This is a genomic window from Nonlabens sp. Ci31 (assembly GCF_012974865.1).
Lineage (GTDB): Bacteria > Bacteroidota > Bacteroidia > Flavobacteriales > Flavobacteriaceae > Nonlabens.
In genome coordinates, this window is sequence record NZ_CP043633.1 from 300,839 (window position 1) to 322,012 (window position 21,174).

16 protein-coding genes are annotated in these 21,174 nt (G+C 37.7%); 7 read left to right on the top strand and 9 right to left on the bottom strand.

Translation table 11 applies throughout. From position 1 onward, the window contains the following. Positions 1-30: 30 nt before the first annotated feature. Both F0365_RS01430 and F0365_RS01435 read left to right on the top strand, forming a co-directional pair. On the top strand, positions 31-414 hold the full coding sequence (locus F0365_RS01430; RefSeq protein WP_169932017.1) for a PUR family DNA/RNA-binding protein: 384 nt from the start codon (positions 31-33) through the stop codon (positions 412-414). Positions 415-495: 81 nt separating this feature from the next. Then, a complete protein-coding gene (locus F0365_RS01435) occupies positions 496-3,030 on the top strand; it encodes a M14 family metallopeptidase (RefSeq protein WP_169932018.1) in 2,535 nt (844 codons plus the stop codon). A gap of 1,154 nt (positions 3,031-4,184) precedes the next feature. Here the strand turns inward: F0365_RS01435 and F0365_RS01440 are convergent. Continuing rightward, positions 4,185-4,517, bottom strand: coding sequence for a tRNA-binding protein (locus F0365_RS01440; protein WP_169932019.1), 333 nt, complete (start codon positions 4,515-4,517; stop codon positions 4,185-4,187). Then, positions 4,517-4,816: a phosphoribosylpyrophosphate synthetase gene (locus F0365_RS01445; protein WP_169932020.1), complete on the bottom strand. Its 300-nt coding sequence runs from the start codon at positions 4,814-4,816 to the stop codon at positions 4,517-4,519. Before F0365_RS01445 ends, F0365_RS01440 begins: the two co-directional genes overlap by 1 nt. Before the next feature lie 182 nt (positions 4,817-4,998). Here F0365_RS01445 and F0365_RS01450 point away from each other — a divergent pair, with 182 nt between their 5' ends. From F0365_RS01450 to F0365_RS01460, 3 genes are all read left to right on the top strand, one after another. Continuing rightward, positions 4,999-5,553, top strand: coding sequence for a thioredoxin family protein (locus tag F0365_RS01450; protein ID WP_169934715.1), 555 nt, complete (start codon positions 4,999-5,001; stop codon positions 5,551-5,553). 69 nt (positions 5,554-5,622) lie between these two features. Further along, entirely contained in the window at positions 5,623-6,573 is a 951-nt protein-coding gene (lgt, locus tag F0365_RS01455; protein ID WP_169932021.1) for a prolipoprotein diacylglyceryl transferase, read from the top strand. Then, a complete protein-coding gene (locus tag F0365_RS01460) occupies positions 6,566-7,051 on the top strand; it encodes a DUF192 domain-containing protein (protein WP_169932022.1) in 486 nt (161 codons plus the stop codon). Before lgt ends, F0365_RS01460 begins: the two co-directional genes overlap by 8 nt. A 118-nt stretch (positions 7,052-7,169) precedes the next feature. Here the strand turns inward: F0365_RS01460 and F0365_RS01465 are convergent, their stop codons facing one another. From F0365_RS01465 to gyrB, 6 genes are all read right to left on the bottom strand, one after another. After that, entirely contained in the window at positions 7,170-9,563 is a 2,394-nt protein-coding gene (locus tag F0365_RS01465) for a gliding motility-associated C-terminal domain-containing protein (RefSeq protein WP_169932023.1), read from the bottom strand. A 211-nt stretch (positions 9,564-9,774) separates the two neighbouring features. Then, positions 9,775-12,840, bottom strand: a complete 3,066-nt coding sequence (secDF, locus tag F0365_RS01470) for a protein translocase subunit SecDF (protein ID WP_169932024.1) — start codon at positions 12,838-12,840, stop codon at positions 9,775-9,777. Positions 12,841-13,017: 177 nt separating this feature from the next. Beyond that, the gene (locus tag F0365_RS01475; RefSeq protein WP_169932025.1) at positions 13,018-13,629 is read right to left on the bottom strand and encodes a hypothetical protein; all 612 of its coding nucleotides are present in this window, start codon (positions 13,627-13,629) and stop codon (positions 13,018-13,020) included. A 246-nt stretch (positions 13,630-13,875) separates the two neighbouring features. Continuing rightward, positions 13,876-14,796 (bottom strand): malate dehydrogenase, encoded by a 921-nt coding sequence (gene mdh, locus F0365_RS01480; protein WP_169932026.1) that lies wholly within the window; start codon positions 14,794-14,796, stop codon positions 13,876-13,878. A 142-nt stretch (positions 14,797-14,938) separates the two neighbouring features. Next, positions 14,939-16,030: a DUF6588 family protein gene (locus tag F0365_RS01485; RefSeq protein WP_169932027.1), complete on the bottom strand. Its 1,092-nt coding sequence runs from the start codon at positions 16,028-16,030 to the stop codon at positions 14,939-14,941. A 149-nt stretch (positions 16,031-16,179) separates the two neighbouring features. After that, on the bottom strand, positions 16,180-18,117 hold the full coding sequence (gene gyrB, locus F0365_RS01490; protein ID WP_169932028.1) for a DNA topoisomerase (ATP-hydrolyzing) subunit B: 1,938 nt from the start codon (positions 18,115-18,117) through the stop codon (positions 16,180-16,182). Between the two features lie 170 nt (positions 18,118-18,287). On the opposite strand from gyrB, the gene F0365_RS01495 reads away from it, so the two are divergent. Beyond that, positions 18,288-18,836, top strand: a complete 549-nt coding sequence (locus F0365_RS01495) for a DUF2911 domain-containing protein (RefSeq protein WP_169932029.1) — start codon at positions 18,288-18,290, stop codon at positions 18,834-18,836. Here F0365_RS01495 and F0365_RS01500 read toward each other — a convergent pair. Then, on the bottom strand, positions 18,833-19,498 hold the full coding sequence (locus tag F0365_RS01500) for a 7-carboxy-7-deazaguanine synthase QueE (protein WP_240961805.1): 666 nt from the start codon (positions 19,496-19,498) through the stop codon (positions 18,833-18,835). The two genes, F0365_RS01495 and F0365_RS01500, sit on opposite strands and share 4 nt — an antisense overlap. A 101-nt stretch (positions 19,499-19,599) precedes the next feature. On the opposite strand from F0365_RS01500, the gene F0365_RS01505 reads away from it, so the two are divergent. Next, the gene (locus tag F0365_RS01505; protein WP_169934717.1) at positions 19,600-21,123 is read left to right on the top strand and encodes a helicase HerA-like domain-containing protein; all 1,524 of its coding nucleotides are present in this window, start codon (positions 19,600-19,602) and stop codon (positions 21,121-21,123) included. The last annotated feature ends 51 nt before the right edge of the window (positions 21,124-21,174 follow it).

A 21,174-nucleotide genomic window follows, 5' to 3' on the forward strand; every position in this document is an offset into this window, starting at 1 on the left:
GAACATATCTAACCCTACTTTACAAAAATTATGAGCGATAGAGATTACCAAGAACAAGAAGAGATTTTTTCAAAAGTGGTGCGAGCAGGAAGGCGTACTTATTTTTTTGATGTAAGAGCCACAAAAGCAGACGATTATTACCTAACCATTACAGAAAGTAAAAAATTTACTAATGACGACGGTAGTTTCTATTTCAAGAAACATAAAATTTACTTGTACAAAGAAGATTTTCAAGAATTCGGTGATACCTTAAAGGAAATCACAGACTTTATTATAGATAAAAAAGGAGATGAGGTTATTTCTGACCGTCATCAAGCAGACTTTAAAAAGGAAGAAGCTAAGCCAGCGCAAGATAACGCTGCAGAGCCTAACCATCCAGCAAGTTTTACGAACATCAATTTTGAAGATATCTAGTAATAAAATATTCTATACCCAAAGCCTTTCTTCATGAAGGGCTTTTTTTTATTTTTAAACGCTCCCGATTAAAACTATATTATGAAAAAAGAGATGTTACTTTTGTTGGTTCTCGCTTTTTGTTGTTCCGCTTTCGCGAAAGCACAAAAACAAAAAACGCTGCCTACACAAACCTTAATAAGTCCTACTCTTAATTATTACCTGCCAGAAGGTGTTTCCTACAACCCGGAGATTCCAACACCTCAAGAAATCATAGGTTTCGTACCTGGAAAATGGCACGTGAGCCATGACAAGCTGGTACATTACATGCAAGTTCTTGCAGAAAAATCGGATCGTTTTACCATTGAAAACCGTGGGACAACCTATGAGGACAGACCGCTTTACTTACTTACGGTGACCAGTCCAGAAAACCATAAAAATATTGATCAAATAAGAACAGATCATATTGCTGCAACAAATAAAGAAACCGTAGATAATACCAAGGCGCCTATAGTCGTGTACCAAGGGTTTTCTATTCATGGAAATGAACCAAGCGGCGCTAACGCATCACTGCTTCTCGCCTATCATCTAGCCGCTGCAAAAGGTCCAGAAATAAATGCACTATTAGAAACTACCGTTATACTCCTGGATCCTAGCTTTAACCCTGATGGATTACAACGTTTTGCCAGTTGGGTAAATCAACATAAGAGTAAGAATGTAAATCCAGACACCTACGACAGGGAGTATAATGAAACATGGCCTGGTGGACGTACCAATCATTATTGGTTTGATATGAACCGCGACTGGTTACCCGTTCAATTACCAGAATCGCAAGCGCGTATTGAAACCTTTCATAAATGGCTGCCTAACATTCTGACCGACCATCATGAAATGGGAACCAATTCTACCTTCTTTTTCCAACCAGGGATCCCATCAAGAACGCACCCACTAACTCCTGCGATGAATCAGAAACTAACCCGTCAAATAGGAAATTACCTTGCTGATGGATTTGATGATATAGGCTCGCTCTATTACACAGAAGAAGACTACGACGATTTCTATTACGGTAAAGGATCTACTTTTCCAGACATCAATGGTTCTATAGGAATTCTTTTTGAACAAGCCAGCTCTAGGGGTCATGCACAAAATTCTGATAATGGTGTACTTACTTTTCCTTTTACGATAAGAAACCAATTCACAGCAGCTTTGAGCACCTTAAAAGCAGCAACCAGTATGCGCGTAGAAATACTGAATTATCAAAATCAGTTTTATAAAGATGCGAGGGAGGAAGCCGGCAACGATGCCATCATCTTCGGTGATCATACAGACGCTGGCCGTACTGATGCCCTTGCTGAAATATTACTTAGACACAAAATAGACGTTCGCTCCCTTAAAAACGACGTTTCTAAAAATGGCAAAACCTATAAAAAAGGCTATGCGTATATAGTTCCTAAAAATCAAAAAAACTCTCGTCTGATCAACGCAATGTTTGAAAAAAGAACCACCTTTCAAGACAGCTTATTTTATGATATCAGTGCGTGGACTTTTCCACTTGCTTTTGATATGGATTATGATGAAAATGCCAATTTGAATAATGCCATCGCAATAGACTCCAACACTGGTATTACTCAAATAGAAACTTCTGACTATGCGTATGTAATGCCATGGAATGAATACTACACACCTAAGGCTTTAAGTACCATACTATCGGAAGGGATCAGAGCTAAAGTAGCTATGAAGCCTTTTTCCTTAAGTGGTAAAGAATATGATTACGGTACCATACTCATCCCAGTTCAGAATCAAAAAATGAACACCTCAGAATTGCTTGATTTCCTCAGAGCTATAGCCATTCATTCTAAGGTTAATTTTTTCGGAGTGCCAACCGGCCTTACCAAAGGAATCGATTTAGGTTCACGCCAATTCAGAGCTATTACCCTGCCCAAAATCGCTTTGTTAGTAGGTGAAGGAATCAACCCGTCTGATGCTGGTGAAATCTGGCATTTAATGGATCAGCAATATGATATTCCAGTGACTAAAATTGACCTTCAAGACATTAACCGTAAGGATTTATCACGTTACAATACGATTATTGTACCTGCAACTTATGGAAGTCCAGAAAATGAGGTCATTGATCAATTAAAGGAATGGACTCGTGCTGGTGGTACATTAATAGGATACCGCAGTGCATTAAGCTGGATGAGCAGTTCCAAATTACTGCCACTTACTTTTAAGAAAACTGAAAATCCTGCAGAAAACATTACTTTTGAACAACGCCGCGATCACAGTGGTGCGCAAAGAATAGGTGGAGCAATTTTTGAAACAAAACTAGATCGTTCACATCCTATTGCTTTTGGTTTTAAAGATGATCAGTTGCCTGTATTTAGAAATACCACCTTATTTGTAGAACCAAACAAAGACAGTTATAGCAACCCTATCAAATACACCGGCAGCCCCTTAATGAGTGGTTATATTTCTAAAATAAATTTAGAAGCCTTAAAAAGCACGGTGCCTTTTCAGCATAACAATTACGGTCGTGGTGATGTGATCGGTTTTACTGATAACACACAATTTAGAGCGTTTTGGTATGGAACAAATAAGCTGTTGATGAACGCCATTTTCTTTGCTAAGGAGATGTAGGTATTAGAAGTTGGAAGCTGGAAGTTGGAAATTGGAAATTGGAGGTTGGAAATTGGAGGTTGAAGGTTGGAAGTTGGAAATTGGAGGTTGGAAGTTGGAAATTGGAGGTTGGAAGTTGGAAATTGGAGGTTGGAAGCTGGAAGCTGGGAGTTGGGAACTAATAAAGTGAGACCATTAGCTGGTTAAAAAAGGTATTTCAATTTCATCGTAACAATTAAAATCCTATTAAAACAAATGGAAACATTTTTTCAAATTTTGATAGTTCTTATCAATCTATTTTGCTTTGGTTATTTGCTTTATGTCATAAGAGGTTTATTTAAGTATGGTAAAAAGGTTTTTGAGTATAGGAATAAAGCTGCAGTTATTGTTATTGTAGTTTGAACTATAGCTCAAATACAAAATAGTAACGAAGAAAAAACCCACAACGATTTTGAAATAATTTTAGATGGCATCCCTTTCAATGCCACTTAAAGGAAAATATTTGTATTAGATGAGAATATTTTTACCAAAATAGAATCTCAAGTTATCATTAAAAAGAAAGGAAATTCAATTCAATTAAATGGTTGGATATTACTAACTGGCTTTATAAGCAGCACTGAAATCCAACTCGTCAGCTCATACGCTTCTACTCATAGCGCTGAAACAGGGCTCTCGATTCATTATCTCAAAAAATGGAAAGTTTACGGAGTCGAAGTGTACACACAATCCAAAATGAAAAGAATTCGGTTAAAATAGTCGGTAATCAAAATGCTTATTCACTTAGAGCATTTGCTGGAATCAATAAAGTTTGGTTGAATATTTCATTAAACTAAGTATCACAATAGTCAAAACCTTTACAACACTCACGATTTTTTACTATAGGCTCTCGTTTTCGCCTAAAGTTCCAACTGGCATCGCTTTTTCTAATTCGAGCTCGAGTTCCAATTCAAGCTCATCTTGTTAATAGGTACTTCGATTGCCTCAGCCCTCGCTTTTTCAAGTTCGAGTTCCAATTCGAGTTCGAGTTCATCTTGTTAATAGGTACTTCGATTGCCTCAGCCCTCGCTTTTTCAAGTTCAAGTTCCAATTCGAGTTCGAGTTCATCTTGTTAATAGGTACTTCGATTGCCTCAGCCCTCGCTTTTTCAAGTTCAAGTTCCAATACAAGTTCAACTTCTACCCTACTCGATCTCCATTCTTAGCACTTGCATCAGGTTGTAGAAGAATGACATCTTTGTCCTCTCCTACTATTCCTAACACCAAGCAATCGCTCATAAAGTTGGCGATTTGTTTTTTAGGAAAGTTTACTACTGCGACGACTTGTTTTCCTACAAGTTCTTTTTTAGTGTAGCGCTTGGTTATTTGTGCGCTCGTTCTCTTAATTCCTAAAGGGCCAAAATCAATTTGTAATTGGTAAGATGGGTTTCTAGCTTCTGGGAAATTACCTACAGTTATAACCGTACCTACTCGCATATCTATTTTATCAAAGTCGTTCCAAGAAAGATCCATTATTTCATCTGGAGTTTTTGAATCATTACAGGAGAGATGTATTGATCTGCACCATATGCGTTTACTAACAATCCTTTTTCTCCTGTTTTACATTCTAAAACATATAGAATAGAATTATCTCCAGCACTGCTCATACCCTCAAATCGGTAGAACTGTACTACCTCAATTTCTCCAGCTTTCCATTGCTTTTTCAAATCTTTAGAATGCACTCCATCTTCTACTAGATCAAAGTTGGTATTATAACCCTTACTTTGTAAATCTTCTATTGCTGTTGAAAGCGTATCGTATCCTTTTTTCATGATGTTTTATTTTAAAGCTAAGAAACTATTTTCAATTCTAGTAAGGTTTAAAAAAACATTAGGAAATTGTAGTAGTTGGTGAGAATGCTCTTTCTTTTTAGTTAAAAAAGAAGTTGATGATGATCTCGCTTTCGCGAAAGCGTAACAAAACACCTACTTTTGCTACTTATAAAGAAAACATTATGTCTTTAACTCCTTCTACCATGCTACCGCTAGGAACAAAAGCCCCAGATTTCACTTTATTAGATACCGTAAGTAGTACTCTGAAGAATCTGAATGAATTGAAAGGTTCTAAAGGAACTGTGGTCATGTTTATATGCAATCACTGTCCGTTTGTACTTCATGTAAACGAGGAATTGGTGCGCGTAGCTAATGATTACCGTGTTACTGGCTTCCATTTTATCGCTATTTCCAGTAATGATGCCGTAAATTATCCACAAGATGGGCCCGAATTGATGAGACAAAATGCTGATGATCATGACTATCCTTTTCCTTATTTATACGATGCAACTCAAGAAGTAGCTAAAGCCTATGACGCTGCCTGCACACCAGATCTTTATTTATTTGACGTTGGTTTAAAGTTGGTTTATCGAGGACAACTCGATGATTCTAGACCTGGTAACGGAATACCTCTTACGGGAAGATCATTGCGAGAGGCTATAGATGCCCTTTTAGGCAACAAACAGGTTCCAGCACCGCAAAAGCCAAGTATGGGTTGTAATATCAAGTGGAAATAATTGACCGGTTATCTGCCCGATATTTAGAGGGATAAGCAGTAATTTAGCAACTTATAAAAATTACCGTATATGTTTTCACTTAAAGTGATTTGGAATCCCTTAGAAGGGATTGATTTAGGCTCTTTCACCTTACATTTCTATAGCCTTTCGTACGTTATTGCTTTTGTCATAGGATGGTACATTATAAAACCTATCTTTAAGAGAGATGGTGTCAGTATGGAAAAACTGGATCCGCTATTCATGTATACGGTGATAGGTCTTTTAATAGGAGCGAGATTAGGACATTACTTGTTTTATGAACCATCTACCTTTTTTTCAAATCCATTGCGAGTTTTTCTTCCTTTTAAAACAGACCCATTTGAATGGACCGGTTTTGCTGGTATGGCCAGCCATGGTGCTGCCATAGGGGTAATCGTTGCCATGTTTTTTTACAGCCGCAAACACTTAAAAAAGAACATACTCTGGATATTAGACCGTATTGTTATACCCAGTGCTATAGGTGGGACTTTTGTGCGATTGGGTAATTTAGTGAACAGTGAAATCAACGGTAAACCTAGTGGTGACTTTTTTGCTGGATTTAAATTTGTACGTGATCTAAGCGATGATAGTGTTAGAACTGCATTGCAACAAACAGGTATTACAGACCCAGACAAAGCTATTAATGCATTAGTGAACGATCCTCAATATGCCGAATTGCTTGCAAGTATTCCCTATAAACATCCTGCACAACTATATGAAGCCATTTGTTATATAGGCGTTTTTATTATTCTGTATTTTGTTTATTGGAAAACAGATAAGCGCCATAAACCAGGTTACCTAGTAGGACTATTTTTTGTGCTTCTTTTTACGGTAAGACTATTGATCGAGAATATCAAAGAAGCTCAAACAGCAACTGATGGTTTTGAATTTATAGGTATTCACTTTAACACGGGACAACTATTAAGTGTTCCATTTATTCTATTAGGATTGTTCTTGATGTTTCGTCCCGATGGAATGTTTGAAAAGAAGACACATGCGTAAGTTGTTGTTAAGTTCGATAGCACTAACCTGCTTGTTATCCAGTTGTAAACCTGATCAAGAGGCAGAAATGCGTTCTAAAGATTGGAGTTTTAAAAATGAAGCTACTGCCTATTTAATCAGTAAGAGAAAGGATACGTTAAAACAACTACACCTTGAAGTTGCTGATACAGACTATAGCATACAACTGGGCATGATGTATCGAGACGCGCTTACTGAAGGTCAAGGAATGCTTTTTATATTTGAAGAAGACACCCCTAAATTCTTTTATATGAAAAATACAGAGGTGCCTCTAGACATTATCTATATCAACGCAAACAAGCGTGTGGACAGCTATTCCCTTAATGCGCAGCCCAAGGATGAAACCTTACTTAAAAGCAAAGGCGCAGCTCAATATGTACTAGAAGTAAATGCTGGGATGGTGGAGAAATGGGGGCTTCAAGAAGGTGATCTAGTAGACTGGAAAGTTTTAGAAAAATAAACCTGATACTGGTTTGGACTTACTTCACCTCGCTTTTATCACATACCATAGGATACCATAAAAAATGCCTCTCTTATCGAGAGGCATTTTTGATGATATTGATATTTTATTAAACTATCTAATAATTGATATAAACCCATTTAGCAACATCTGCTGTGTCTGGATCATTGAACTTGATCACATAAAAGTAAGTTCCCGTAGGTAATAAGCCATCTCCAGAATTAAGACCTGAATTAGGAATACCAGCAAACTCTACATAGTTACTTGCCCGAGTTTCATAAACCACAGAACCTAATCTATTAAAAACCTTCAATTCAAAGTTGGCAAATTGATCAATTCCAGGAATGGAGAATGTATCGTTGATACCGTCATTATTAGGAGAAAACCCTTCTGGCACTATTACCTCGCAACTTTCTACTACAAGATTAAAAGTTCCCGTATCATAACAATCTGCATCTTGAATATTTGAAACTCGCACATAAATTGTTTCCCCCATAGATTCAAAAGCTTCTGGAGTTGTTATGGCGTTTGTGTTAGCATCTGCATCTGTTTGATTGAGGAAATAGCTTACCGTAAATTCTGTCGGATCTTGTGACCCTAATATGGCTGCATCTTGAGCTGTTAGATCAAAAATTTCTCTTCCATCAATATTAGTAGGATCATCACAAGCTTGTAAGTCTGGGACAGTGTTGTATTGTGACGTAGAATAAAATACATTTAATTCTACTACAACAAAACAACCTGATGCTACTTCTTCTACTCTTACAAACACCGTCTCGTCTGCATTCACATCATAAGCTTCAGGAATAAGGACAGGGTTCAATGCAGCGTCTGCATCTGCGGCAGAGTTAAAAGTTGTTAAGGTGTACAACGCAGGATCTAATCCATTGAGAATTTGCGCATCTCTTACAGTTAAATCAACACTTACAGCACCACTAGCTTGGCATACAATGATATCATTAGGCAATGCATTAGTAATTTCTGGCGCTACATCGATACATACTGTTTCTACATAAGTACAACCAAAATTATCAGTGAAACTGAAGTTATAACAGTTCTGACCAGCAATAGTAGGAGTCACCGTGATTACATTTCCATTGGTTGCAGTAATATCTCCATTTGCTTCCCATTCTTCTGTTACTTCACCTGGCTCATAACTTCCTGCGGTAGGAATTATAGCAGGATTAAAGTTGATTCCCCATTCAAAAATATAACCGTTGTCAATATTGAGGTTATCAATAATATCTAAACACCAAAGTCCATTTAGAGAAGTTCCTATAAAATTAGCAAATGGATCTTCTGGCAAGTAATCTCCAGCGGGCATAGGTGTTCCAAAAGCTACAGCTGCTGTACTACCATCAAGAGTTGCTGTAGCAGCTCCTCCCTCTGTAAAATTGTATAAAAATCCCACACCTGGGGTGTTCGAACCGTCATCAAGAGCTTGTCCTAAAAATCTTCCTCCACCAGAGTTAGGATAATTTAAGAAATTAACTTGTGTTCCATCTGGAGCGGTCAGTGTAATATCAAGGTCACCCATATAAGAATGTTCCATGTTTATAAATACGCTGACTAAGTCTGAAGCGTTCTGAAAAGTAGTCCCTACATTAAAACCAGATACGTCGATACAGGTTTGATAAGCCACACCACTTCCATCTGGAAGGAAGGTCTGCCCTGTTATAGGTGGAGCTACGTCTGCAAAGAACTCTGTTGTTTCTACCACTCCTGTAATGTCTGTTGATTCTCCAAAACAAATGGAAGTAGCAGCCGCTTGAGTTCCTGTAAAATCAGGAGTCGTAGAGACTTGTATCAATACATCACTTGATTCTCCTATAGATCTATCTCTACAGCCTGTAGGATCTGTAGCCACATAATCAACTCTATAAATACCAGGGCCTGCAAAAGTTTCTGAGGCAGTGTTCCCGGGAACTCGTGTTCCATCAGAAAGAACAAATTCATAAGTGGCACCAGTGCTATCATTACTAAAATTGGCACTACCTGTAAAGTTCACTGTTTCTCCTTGACAAATTCTAATAACATTATCAACATCTGGAGCAGGCACAGAGACTACTGTAGAGGTAATAGTCTGACAATTATCGATACATACCAGAGTCGCTTCCCATCCAGAACTAACGTTAGAAGAGTCTGATCTAAACCTAAAAGTTAAACACCCTGTGGTGTTTGCTGCGCTTGCCAAAATGATTCCAGGGGAGTTTGTTCCTAAAAAAACTCCAATTAATGGTGCTGTGGTATCATCACCATCGTAAACGAATAATATATCTCCAGAAGCCAATGCAAAGGAATTAAACGTAACCTGCATGTCATCTGTAGCAAATGGTGAACAAAAGGTGATAACAGTGTCTTCACTATTGGTGTAATCACCTGTAAGACCTCCAGAATCTGTAAAACTACCACTACAAGTAGTGAAGTTACCATCTGACATGGCAAATTCTTGGGCCGTAACTACCACTGTAAAGAAGAGTATACTTATACAGCTAAGGATAAAATTTTTCATAAGAAACTTGTTTGCTTTTTTGGATATCGTTTGAACTACTTGCAAAATAATCAAATTCATTAACTCCTTATTAAGTTTTCATACTTTCTATGAACCGATTGTTTAACAAATAGCTTTTTTTAGTTAAACTGCATGCTTTATTCGTTTTATGGCATAAAAAAACCGCTTGACATGTCAAGCGGTTTTTATAATTAGTATGGAAATAAAGCGATTAAGCTTCCTTTTCTTCTTTAAGCTCTTTAGGAGTTAATGTTTGTTTTGATTTATTCATCGTATCATACATTACTGGAGTTGCAATAAATACAGAAGAATAAGTACCTACAACGACACCTATAATCAATGCCAGCATAAATCCTTTTATGGATTCTCCACCGAATAAGAAGATCGCAAGAAGTACAATTAAAGTAGTCAAAGAAGTGTTCAATGTACGAGAAATAGTACTGCTTATTGCTCCATTAACGGTTCTTGGGAAATCCCAGTTGGTACGCTCATTTATGAATTCACGAATTCTATCAAACACTACCACCGTATCGTTCAATGAATAACCAATAACTGTTAATATAGCAGCAATAAATGCTTGATCTATCTCCATGTTAAATGGTAAGAACTTATATAATAAGGAGAAGGCTCCCAGCACGATAATGACGTCATGGAAAACAGCAGCTACCGCTCCTAAGGAGAATTGCCACTTACGGAATCGAATTAAAATATAAAGGAACACCACTATCAATGATCCTAAGATGGCATAAAGAGACCCTGTAAGAATGTCGTCTGCAATGGTAGCTCCTACTTGGAAAGAAGATCTTAAACCGTATTGTTTATTTTCATCACTTACATCTGCAAACTGAACTTGCGTCATGTCTGCTGGTAAATAAGGCTTCAATACTTGATATAATTTATCTTCAATCTCCTGACTTACTTCACTATCATCTCTATCAATACCGTATTTAGTACTGATTTTTAATTGATTATCTGATCCATAAGTTTTTGCTTCTGCACTACCGAAGATATCGTCAGCACTTAATTGCTTGGTGATCTTCGTGGCACTCACATCTTGGGCAAAACCTACAATAACCGTACGACCACCTGTAAAATCAATACCTAGATTCAACCTGTTTATAGCTAGTGAAGCTAAACTTCCTGAAATCAAAACAGCAGAAAGGATGTAAGCCATTTTTCTCTTCTTCAAGAAATCAATATTTACATTTCTAAACCATTTCTTAGTAATTGCAGTTGAAAAACCTATCATTTTACCATTGCTCACATACCCATCTACAAATAATCTAGTAATAAAAATGGCTGTAAATAATGACGTAAGAATACCTATCATTAAGGTAGTGGCAAAACCTTGAATAGGTCCTGTTCCAAAAATATAAAGAATAACAGCTGTTAGGAATGTAGTCACGTTTGCATCAAGAATAGAGCTCAGTGCATTATTGAATCCATCTCTGATACTGTCTGCTTGTGATTTACCTTTTGCCAGCTCTTCTCGTATCCTTTCAAAAATAAGAACGTTAGCATCTACCGAAATACCAATAGTTAATACGATACCTGCAATACCAGGTAAGGTAAGAACTGCTTTTAAGGATGCCAATGCACCAAATATGAATAAAAGGTTTACAAGAAGTGCAATATCTGCATAAACTCCAGCACGACCGTAATAGAAAATCATCCAGACCAATACTAAAAGAAGTGCAATAGCAAAGGACCACAAACCACTGTCAATAGCTTCTTGACCTAATGATGGTCCGATCACGTCACTCTGAATAATCTCTGCTTTAGCAGGTAATTTACCAGCTCTAAGAACTGTAGCAAGATCCTTTGCTTCGTCAATGGAGAAGTTTCCAGAAATCTGTGTTTGCCCACCAGAAATTGGTCCGTTAGTAACTGAAGGTGCACTGTAAACAGTATTATCAAGAACTACAGATACTTGAGATTGATTCTGATATGCTTCAGCAGTCATATCTTCCCAAATTTTAGCTCCTTCACCGTTCATAGACATACTCACTACAGGAAGTCCAGAGTTACCATATTGCTGGCTTGCATCAGTAATTACTCCTCCAGAAAGCGGTGCCTCATTTTGAGCATTTCCTTTTAGCGCATAAAGCTCTATAACATCATATCCTAATGTCTGATCAAGAACTGGCAAGCTCCACGCAAATTTTACATTGCGTTGCTCGCTGGTTAATTTACCTCTAGTTTGAGGATCGTTTAGGTAGGAGTCTATTAAGTCTTTATCACTTTCTTTAAAAGTCATCAAACCGGCGATACTTTGAACAGGTTGAACTCTACCAAAAATAGGGTTGCTATCAAAGTTTGCAGTTTCAGTAACATCTCCAGACGCATCAGTAACATCATCTTGGTTTAATAAATCTCCCAGACCAGCTTCTGTAGAATCCTTTGCTACTTCGGTTTGCACAACATCATCATCAGATACTACTTCTTCTATAGCAGCTTCATTCTCAGCAACTAATTTTGTTGCCCAGTACGTATTTGCAGCGGTGAGGTAAGAAGCAATGTCTTGAGACTTGAATACATGCCAAAATTCTAATTGTGCCGCTTTAGTAAGAATGTCCTTAATACGCTTTACATCTGTTTCTCCTGGTAATTCAATAAGAATACGACCTGACTGACCTAATTGTTGTAGGTTAGGCTGTGTTGTACCAAATTTATCAATACGCTTTCTCAATACATCAAAAGCACTAGTCATGTAATCTTTAAGCTCTTCTCTTAAGATAGGCTCCACTTGATCATTTGCCATGTCAAACTCAATACCACGAGTTTGCATTTCTTGATTGGCAAAAATATCTGGAGAAGCCAGTTGTGCTCCTTCGACTTTATTAAATTCTTCAATAAAATAATTGAAATAGTCATCCTGACCATCTTTCATTCTTTCGTCAGCTGCATCTAAAGCGCTATTAAAAGCTGGATCTGTAGAGTCGTCTGCCATTCCCGTTAATAGGTCACGTACAGAAACTTGAAGAATTACGTTGATACCACCTTTAAGGTCAAGACCTTTTTTAAGTTCCTGACTTTTAGCATCAGAATAGTTGGTAAAACCGCCCCATACTTCTTTAGATGCTATAGAATCTAAGTATTGTTTTTCAGCAGCGCTCCTTAATGAAGCTGCATTTTCTGCATCTTCACTTACCACCGAACTTGCATAAGTGTCTGCATCACCCTCTACTTTATTAGTGATGAAGGTGTAAGTAAGCTGGTAAATACTAGCTATTGCAAAAATGACCGCGAAAAAACGGATCAGTCCTTTATTTTGCATGATTTTGTTGTTTTTAAGTTAAAAATTAAAAGTCGGCAAATATGAGATTTACCTTTTATATGGACAATCCATTTGTCCATAAATAATTAAAATAGATGTATTATTATAACACCATGTAAGACGTTAACGTTGAGGTGAATACCTGTAAATATTGATAAAAAACTGGCAACACCAGAGTTAAGAGAGTGGTCCAGCGCGGACTTCAGGTATTTTAAAAGAAGAATTATTAAAAGTAAGCAGCACTTGTTCACTTACTTTTTGTGCCACAGTTACTAGGTGGTTATGACGGCAAGTTGAAATCGCTTGTAATGTATAAAAATGTACTTGTGAGCCTCGATTGTAATCTTGCTTGAGTTCAAAGTATGATTTTCCATCAGGATGCATTCCAGAAACCAGGTCATCACTAATTTCATAGATGTCAATTTGATAATCTAATAAGATATTCTCTAAAGGAGTATCGCCACTATTCTCTTTAAGACGTAAGGATGTTGTAAAATCATTTGTATTGCTTAAGGTAAACAAATGATCGGTAACATTTTGTAAAGCAAGGTCGCTGTAATAAGTTACTTTTAAGGAGCCCGGCACAGCTTCTGTAATAACCACATTTTCTGCACCTATACCTAACAGCTGGGTTTTAATGGAAGCAACTGCTTTCTCCAACTGTACAGCGTTATTTGTATGTGAAAAAGTAACTGCAATTTCTTGATTAGGCAGGTCATTACTTTGCTGTTTTACAACAAAATAAGAAGCTATGGCGATTAAAGCGCCTATGTACCATTTAAATTTCACTCGCCAAATATAAAGAATTAACCCAGCATATCCTTAAGAGCTTTTAATTAAAAAAGAAAGAAGTTTTCATAGGTTTATTTCACTTCAAATGAATCTGTCGTGATGAGCCATTTGTAGGTATTCTGCTTTCGCGAAAGCGGATTAAAGAAGACACCTCAACATTCTTTATAAATCTAGAGAAAAACAAGACATAAAAAAACCGTCAGGATCAAGTCGTGACGGTTTTTAGTATGTATGATTGGGGTTCTAAATCAACGCATTGGTTGCTTTTACTGCTTCAGCACTGTCTTGCATAGCAGCTTTTTCTGCATCTGTTAAATTGATTTCAACGATTTTTTCAATACCGTTTCTACCTAAAACAACTGGCACACCTATACAAAGGTCAAAAAGACCGTACTCACCATCTAGTAGTACACTACATGGGAAAATCTTTTTCTGATCACAAGCAATTGCGTGCACTATTGAAGAAACAGCAGCTCCAGGAGCATACCAGGCACTAGTACCTAACAATCCTGTAAGCGTTGCTCCACCTACTTTAGTATCTTGAAGTACTTGATCTAATCGTTCCTCAGATAAAAATTCACTTGCTGGAACTGAGTTGCGAGTCGCAAGTCGAGTTAAAGGGACCATTCCTTTATCAGAGTGACCACCTATTACCATTCCATCTACGTCAGAAATAGGTGCTTCAAGTGCTTCAGCTAGACGGTATTTAAAACGAGCACTATCTAAGGCTCCACCCATACCGATAATACGATTCTTAGCAAGACCGGTTACCTTATGTGTTAGATAAGTCATCGTATCCATTGGGTTAGAAACCACAATGAGAATTACGTTAGGAGAATGCTCCACTAGACTAGTAGATACAGATTTTACAATACCTGCATTGATACCTATCAATTCTTCACGAGTCATACCTGGTTTACGAGGAATTCCTGATGTGATCACAGCGATATCGCTACCAGCAGTTTTTGAGTAATCATTTGTTGCTCCAGTAATTTTAGTGTCAAAGCCGTTTAATGATGCGGTTTGCATCAAGTCCATCGCTTTACCCTCGGCAAAACCTTCTTTGATATCAACTAATACTACTTCACTTGCAAAATTTTTGATTGCAATATACTCTGCACAACTAGCGCCTACTGCGCCTGCTCCTACTACGGTAACTTTCATGTTATTAAGATTTTATTTTTAGTATGGTTTAAAGCCCTAGAGGCTAAAGCAAAAATAAACAAAACGTCCATAATTTAAGGTATAGTAACCTTAAAACTATGGACGTTGAGACCTTAAAGCTGATAAAATAAGTTTTCTGCCATTAAATTCTAAAAAATATAGAGGCACTTGCAGTATCATATTCCCCAAAGGTATAATCTGCATTGATGTTGAAGGCTCCCAAAGTAAGTTTTGCTCCTATGGTTCCCAGCACACCACTTACATCTGTTTGTAGAGATAACGGATCTTCAACAGTAGAGGCGATAGGAAATATGACTGTATTGGATCTAAACGTGTAAGTCCCTTTTAAATCTGTTGTAGAATTTCCTACGACATAATTTAAACCCCCATAAAAGTTGATCACTTTAAAATTAGTGCTTGCAATTGCCGCTACATTAAACACATTTGTTTTAGTTTCTATCAATTGATCTCTTCCTTCTACTACAGCGCCATCCTCAAAGTCATAACTAGCATCAAGTCTGGTAAAAGCCCCTAAAACCGAAACGGAAACAGGCAAGTTATTTGTACCGTCTTCCTCCTCAAAAAGTTTGGTAAATTCCCATTGCAATCCAGCGCCATACAAGCCTGTTTTCACCTCATCAGTTTCTATCTTTGGAATAAATCTGGCCTTTACTTCTAGTCCAGCCCCTAAACCTACGCCTACTTGAAAAAATGCTGAAGGAACTACATCGAGCCCGGTACTTCCTATTCCTTGAGCCAGTGTAATGATATCTTCTTGCAGCAATAGGTTGGTATTGGATTCGGTGCTCCTTATAATCAAACTTTGTTCAGGATTGTTTTCCCCTAAAACAGTGGCTATTAATCGTGGTGCCGTACTTCCATCACCAAAAGTCACCGTAATATCTGCCGGGGGACTGTTCGTATTGTCATAGCTGCTCTGAATAATACGCTCATATTCTAATGGATCGAGCACAAAAGATTTCTTTTCATCTGGAGCAAAAGTTCCTTGTACTTTAATTTGCAGTTTAAATTTACCTGCCTTTAAAACCTCGCCACTTTCATACCATCCAGAAGCTAGATTGTACGTAAAGGCTTCAGAAGCTGGCGCCGTGTAAGAATTTGCATATTTATCTGCAGCTTGCACACCAGCTGCTAGTATATCTGAGAAACCATTTTGTGCGTTAGTTAGGTAACTACCAAAAATCATTAGGATGAAGACAATTAATTTTTTCATGTGTATCAGTTTAAATTATAAGTAGGTATACTGTTAACGGTTAGATTTCTAAAACTGCATTAAAATTCTTGACTTCACCAACATTATAAATTTTGAGCAAAAAAAAGTCCTTGATAAACAAGGACTTTTTAGATATTTTGACACTCCAATTATGCATCAATATTTGCATAAATTGCATTTTTTTCAATGAACTCTCTACGAGGTGGTACTTCATCACCCATTAACATGGAGAAGACACGATCAGCCTCTGCAGGACTTTCAATAGTGATTTGACGCAGAGTTCTGAATTCTGGATTCATGGTGGTATCCCAAAGCTGATCTGCATTCATCTCACCCAGACCTTTATAACGTTGTATAGCTGCTCCACCGCCGAAACTTTCTGCTATTTCGTCACGATCTTTATCTGACCATGCATAACGTTTTTTTGCACCTTTTTTAACAAGGTATAAAGGCGGTGTCGCGATATAGATGTAACCTAGCTCCACTAACTCCCTCATATAACGGAAGAAGAACGTAAGGATTAAAGTTGCAATGTGAGAACCATCAATATCTGCATCACACATAATTACTACCTTGTGGTAACGTAATTTATCTAAATTCAACGCTTTTGAATCTTCTTCGGTTCCTATAGTTACACCTAAAGCTGTATATATATTACGAATCTCTTCATTTTCAAAAACTCTATGTTGCATCGCCTTTTCTACATTGAGAATTTTACCTCTTAATGGAAGAATGGCCTGAAATTCACGGTCGCGACCTTGTTTTGCCGTCCCTCCTGCAGAATCTCCCTCAACAAGAAACACTTCACAAAGTGTCGGATCTGTTTCAGAACAGTCAGAAAGCTTTCCTGGCAATCCACCACCGCTCATCACGGTTTTACGTTGTACCATTTCACGAGCTTTACGAGCTGCATGGCGCGCTGTAGCTGCAAGGATTACTTTTTGAACTATGGTTTTAGCGTCATTAGGATGCTCTTCAAGATAATCTTCTAGCATTTGAGAAACTGCTTGAGAAACCGCACTAGTCACCTCACGGTTACCTAATTTAGTCTTCGTCTGTCCTTCAAATTGTGGTTCTTGAACTTTTACAGAAATAATTGCTGTTAAACCTTCCCGGAAATCATCTCCAGAAATGTCAAATTTCAACTTATCTAATAATCCAGAACTATCCGCATACTTCTTTAACGTAGAAGTAAGACCACGACGGAAACCGGCTAAATGTGTTCCACCTTCATGCGTATTGATATTATTTACGTAGGAATGTAAATTCTCTGAATAACTATCATTATAAATCATCGCTACTTCTACAGGAACTCCATTCTTCTCTCCTTCTATGGAGATCACATCCTCAATAATAGGACTACGAGTATCATCTAAAAAACGTATAAATTCTTTTAAACCCTCTTCTGACTGAAAAATCTCTGTGATGTTATTTCCTTCTTCGTCTTGTCTTCTCTCATCAGTTAAGACGATCTTAATTCCTTTATTCAAGAAAGAAAGCTCCCGCAATCTATTAGCTAGCGTATCGTAATTGAACTCAATGGTTTGTTGAAATATAGAAGTATCAGGGATAAAAGTGATATCTGTACCTCTTTTATCTGTATCTCCTACTGATCTTACAGGATACATGGCCTTACCACGTTCGTATTCCTGCTCCCATATTTTACCATCACGGTAAACGGTTGCTTTTAAATGATCAGAAAGTGCGTTTACACAACTCACGCCTACACCGTGAAGTCCACCAGAAACTTTATAAGAATCTTTATCAAATTTTCCTCCTGCACCAATTTTCGTCATTACCACTTGTAACGCAGACACCCCTTCTTTTTTATGAAGATCAACAGGAATACCACGACCGTCATCAGTTACAGTAACACTGTTGTTTTCATTAATTTGAACAGTGATATTATCACAGTGTCCGGCAAGGGCTTCATCTATAGAGTTATCTACCACCTCGTAAACTAAATGGTGTAAACCTCTTATTCCTACATCTCCGATATACATGGAAGGACGCATGCGCACATGCTCCATTCCTTCAAGCGCTTGAATCTGATCTGCGCCGTAATTACCTTTATTTTCTTCGCTCATAAATAAATGTGATTTTTACACTAAAATGGGTATGAAACAAATATAAGAAACCCCTAATGTTTATAGGTGTTAACCTCAAAAATACGTTCTTAAGTTATTAACAAATTATCAATAGGCTTATGGCATGAATAATGCTTATTTTATCTTTTAAAAAAACAAACTTCTTACACATGAAAAAGCCATTCCTTTTCTCCTTGTTCCTATGCTCTTCATTCCTTCTGTTTTCTCAGAAGGACGACTCCCTCACTTTCTCAAAATTAGATAAAAGCCCACTGGATGTAGTGATGTATCGAGATACTAATAAAGCTGCTGTTGCTAGAGTTATTTATAGCCGTCCCTCAAAACAAGATCGCGAAATTTTCGGCAAACTAGTACCGTTTAACGAGGTATGGAGAACTGGAGCAAATGAAGCGACAGAAATTGCTTTTTACCGAGATGTAAAAATCAACAATAAGTTAGTAAAAGCGGGCAGCTATTCTCTTTACACGATTCCCGGCGAAAAGGAATGGAAATTCATACTCAATACAGCTACTACGCAGTCTGGGTTAGAATACGACGCTTCTAAAAACCTTTTAACCGCAACAATGGACCTTCTTCCATCTCCTCAAAAAATAGAATCTTTTTCTATCAGTTTTGTAGAACAACAAAATGGAGGTTTACTTTTTTTAGGATGGGATGATACCATCGCGAGTATTCCATTTACAATGGCCACTCTTTAAGGGATATTCAAATATTTATGGGTTTGTAAAGAAACTTGCCATTCTGGGTTTTCCATCACAAATTCTGTGATAAAAGGGATCATCTTTTCACGCACAGACCACTCTGGTTGTAAGAAAAGCTTGCAATTAGAAGATACTTTTTCTGATTCCGCTTTTGCGAAAGCGAGATCATGACGATTAAAAACAATCACTTTAAGCTCATGTGCTGCTAGATAGACTTCTTGCAACGGCATTTTTGCTTTCTTGGGGGATAAACAAATCCAGTCCCACTGGCCAGAAAGCGGGTAGGCGCCACTTGTTTCAATATGAATATCAAGACCTGCATTTTTTAAACCTGTGGTAAGCGGTTCCATGTTCCAAGTAAGCGGCTCTCCACCTGTTACTACGATTGTTTTACTGTATTTTGCTGCATTAGCAACAATGTGATCTACTCCAGTAGGCGGGTGCTTTTCTGGCGCCCAACTTTCCTTCACATCGCACCAGTGACAACCTACATCACAGCCACCTACTCTAATAAAGTAAGCGGCACGACCCGTGTGATATCCCTCACCTTGAATCGTGTAAAATTCTTCCATTAAAGGCAACATAGTGCCTTTTTCTACTTGTTGCTGTACGGTTTTTTCTAGCATGCGGCAAAGATACGTTTTAGCAGTTGTTTTCATTAAACTTCAACAGGTTTAAAACGATTTTAACGAGCGGTGACTGCAATAGATTTTAAATAAGTGGTCAATACTGTATTTTTACAAGTACAAAAAATATATAAATATCCAAAAAAGAAGCGTTTTTCAAATACATTTCAGATGGTTATGCTCCTAAAGGCGCTGCTATAATTATGGGCGCTGCCATGCTCAATGGTGAAACCTTGACCAATGCACACGTCAAGATTCCTTTAAAAACCATTAATAGACATGGTCTTATCGCTGGAGCAACTGGAACTGGAACTGGAAAAACGAAAACACTTCAAATTATTGCGGAGCAACTTTCACAACAAGGTGTACCTTCTTTATTAATGGATATAAAAGGAGACCTTTCTGGTATTGCAGCTCCAAGCCCAGGGCATACCAAGATCGATGAGCGTCATGAAAAAATAGGTTTGGAATTCAAAAAACGAAAATCACCAGTGGAAATCTTAACCATTTCTGAGCAAGATGGAATAAAAATGAGAGCAACGGTGAGCGAGTTCGGCCCCGTTTTGTTGTCTAGAATTCTCGATGTGACAGAAACGCAAGCGGGCATTATCTCTGTAGTGTTCAAGTATTGTGATGATAACAAAATGCCATTACTAGATCTTGAAGATATAAAAAAGGTCTTGCAATACGCTACCGGAGCAGGAAAAGAGGAGTTTCAATCAGCTTATGGTCGTATTTCAACTTCTTCTACAGGAGCGATTCTTAGAAAACTTATTGAACTAGAACAACAAGGTGCACAGCGGTTTTTTGGTGAGCGTAGTTTTGAAGTAAAAGACTTGGTCAGAAAAGATCGTGAAGGCAACGGGTATGTAAATATTATAAGGCTGACTGATATTCAAGACCGACCTAAGCTGTTCTCTACTTTTATGCTGAGCTTACTGGCCGAAATTTATTCTACCTTCCCAGAACAAGAAGACAGCGATAAACCAGAGCTTGTTCTTTTTATTGATGAAGCGCATTTGATCTTTGACAACGCCAGCAAAGCTTTATTAAACCAAATAGAAAGCATCGTAAAATTGATACGTTCTAAAGGAATCGCTATTTACTTTGTCACTCAAAACCCAACTGATATTCCAGATGGTGTATTGGGTCAATTAGGCCTTAAAGTGCAACATGCCTTAAGAGCTTTTACCGCAAAAGACAGGAAGGCGATAAAACTAACGGCGCAAAATTATCCAGAAACTGATTATTACGATACAGCCGAAATACTGACGTCGCTAGGAATAGGAGAAGCCTTAATAAGCGCTCTAGATGAAAAAGGAAGACCTAGTCCTCTTGCAGCGACCATGCTACGTGCTCCAGAAAGCCGTATGAACATCCTTACCGATAGAGAACTAAGTGACCTTATTGCAGACTCAGAACTGTCTGATAAATACAATGAAGAAATAGACAGAGAAAGTGCTGAAGAGATTTTACAAGAAAAAATAGACAAAGCAAACGAAGATGAAGTAAAAGAAAAGGCAGCTAAAGAAAAAGCTAAAACCACTCGCTCTTCTCGCTCAACCACGAGTTCGCACCAACACCCCATTATTAAAGTACGTACCAGCGCCTCCTTTATAAGAGGCGTTATGGGAATCCTAGGTAAAGCTTTGAAATAATTTGAGAATTAAAATAGTATCAATAATAACAAAATAGTTAAACCAAAACTC

What these genes read in the sequence shown, in the direction of transcription:
- F0365_RS01435 (WP_169932018.1), top strand. Translation starts at nt 496, where the DNA reads ATGAAAAAAGAGATGTTACTTTTGTTGGTTCTCGCTTTTTGTTGTTCC.
- F0365_RS01460 (WP_169932022.1), top strand. Translation starts at nt 6,566, where the DNA reads ATGCGTAAGTTGTTGTTAAGTTCGATAGCACTAACCTGCTTGTTATCC.
- gyrB (WP_169932028.1), bottom strand. Translation starts at nt 18,117, where the DNA reads ATGAGCGAAGAAAATAAAGGTAATTACGGCGCAGATCAGATTCAAGCG.
- F0365_RS01445 (WP_169932020.1), bottom strand. Translation starts at nt 4,816, where the DNA reads ATGAAAAAAGGATACGATACGCTTTCAACAGCAATAGAAGATTTACAA.
- F0365_RS01430 (WP_169932017.1), top strand. Translation starts at nt 31, where the DNA reads ATGAGCGATAGAGATTACCAAGAACAAGAAGAGATTTTTTCAAAAGTG.
- F0365_RS01500 (WP_240961805.1), bottom strand. Translation starts at nt 19,498, where the DNA reads ATGAAAACAACTGCTAAAACGTATCTTTGCCGCATGCTAGAAAAAACC.
- F0365_RS01440 (WP_169932019.1), bottom strand. Translation starts at nt 4,517, where the DNA reads ATGGATCTTTCTTGGAACGACTTTGATAAAATAGATATGCGAGTAGGT.
- mdh (WP_169932026.1), bottom strand. Translation starts at nt 14,796, where the DNA reads ATGAAAGTTACCGTAGTAGGAGCAGGCGCAGTAGGCGCTAGTTGTGCA.
- F0365_RS01450 (WP_169934715.1), top strand. Translation starts at nt 4,999, where the DNA reads ATGTCTTTAACTCCTTCTACCATGCTACCGCTAGGAACAAAAGCCCCA.
- lgt (WP_169932021.1), top strand. Translation starts at nt 5,623, where the DNA reads ATGTTTTCACTTAAAGTGATTTGGAATCCCTTAGAAGGGATTGATTTA.
- F0365_RS01495 (WP_169932029.1), top strand. Translation starts at nt 18,288, where the DNA reads ATGAAAAAGCCATTCCTTTTCTCCTTGTTCCTATGCTCTTCATTCCTT.
- secDF (WP_169932024.1), bottom strand. Translation starts at nt 12,840, where the DNA reads ATGCAAAATAAAGGACTGATCCGTTTTTTCGCGGTCATTTTTGCAATA.
- F0365_RS01485 (WP_169932027.1), bottom strand. Translation starts at nt 16,030, where the DNA reads ATGAAAAAATTAATTGTCTTCATCCTAATGATTTTTGGTAGTTACCTA.
- F0365_RS01465 (WP_169932023.1), bottom strand. Translation starts at nt 9,563, where the DNA reads ATGAAAAATTTTATCCTTAGCTGTATAAGTATACTCTTCTTTACAGTG.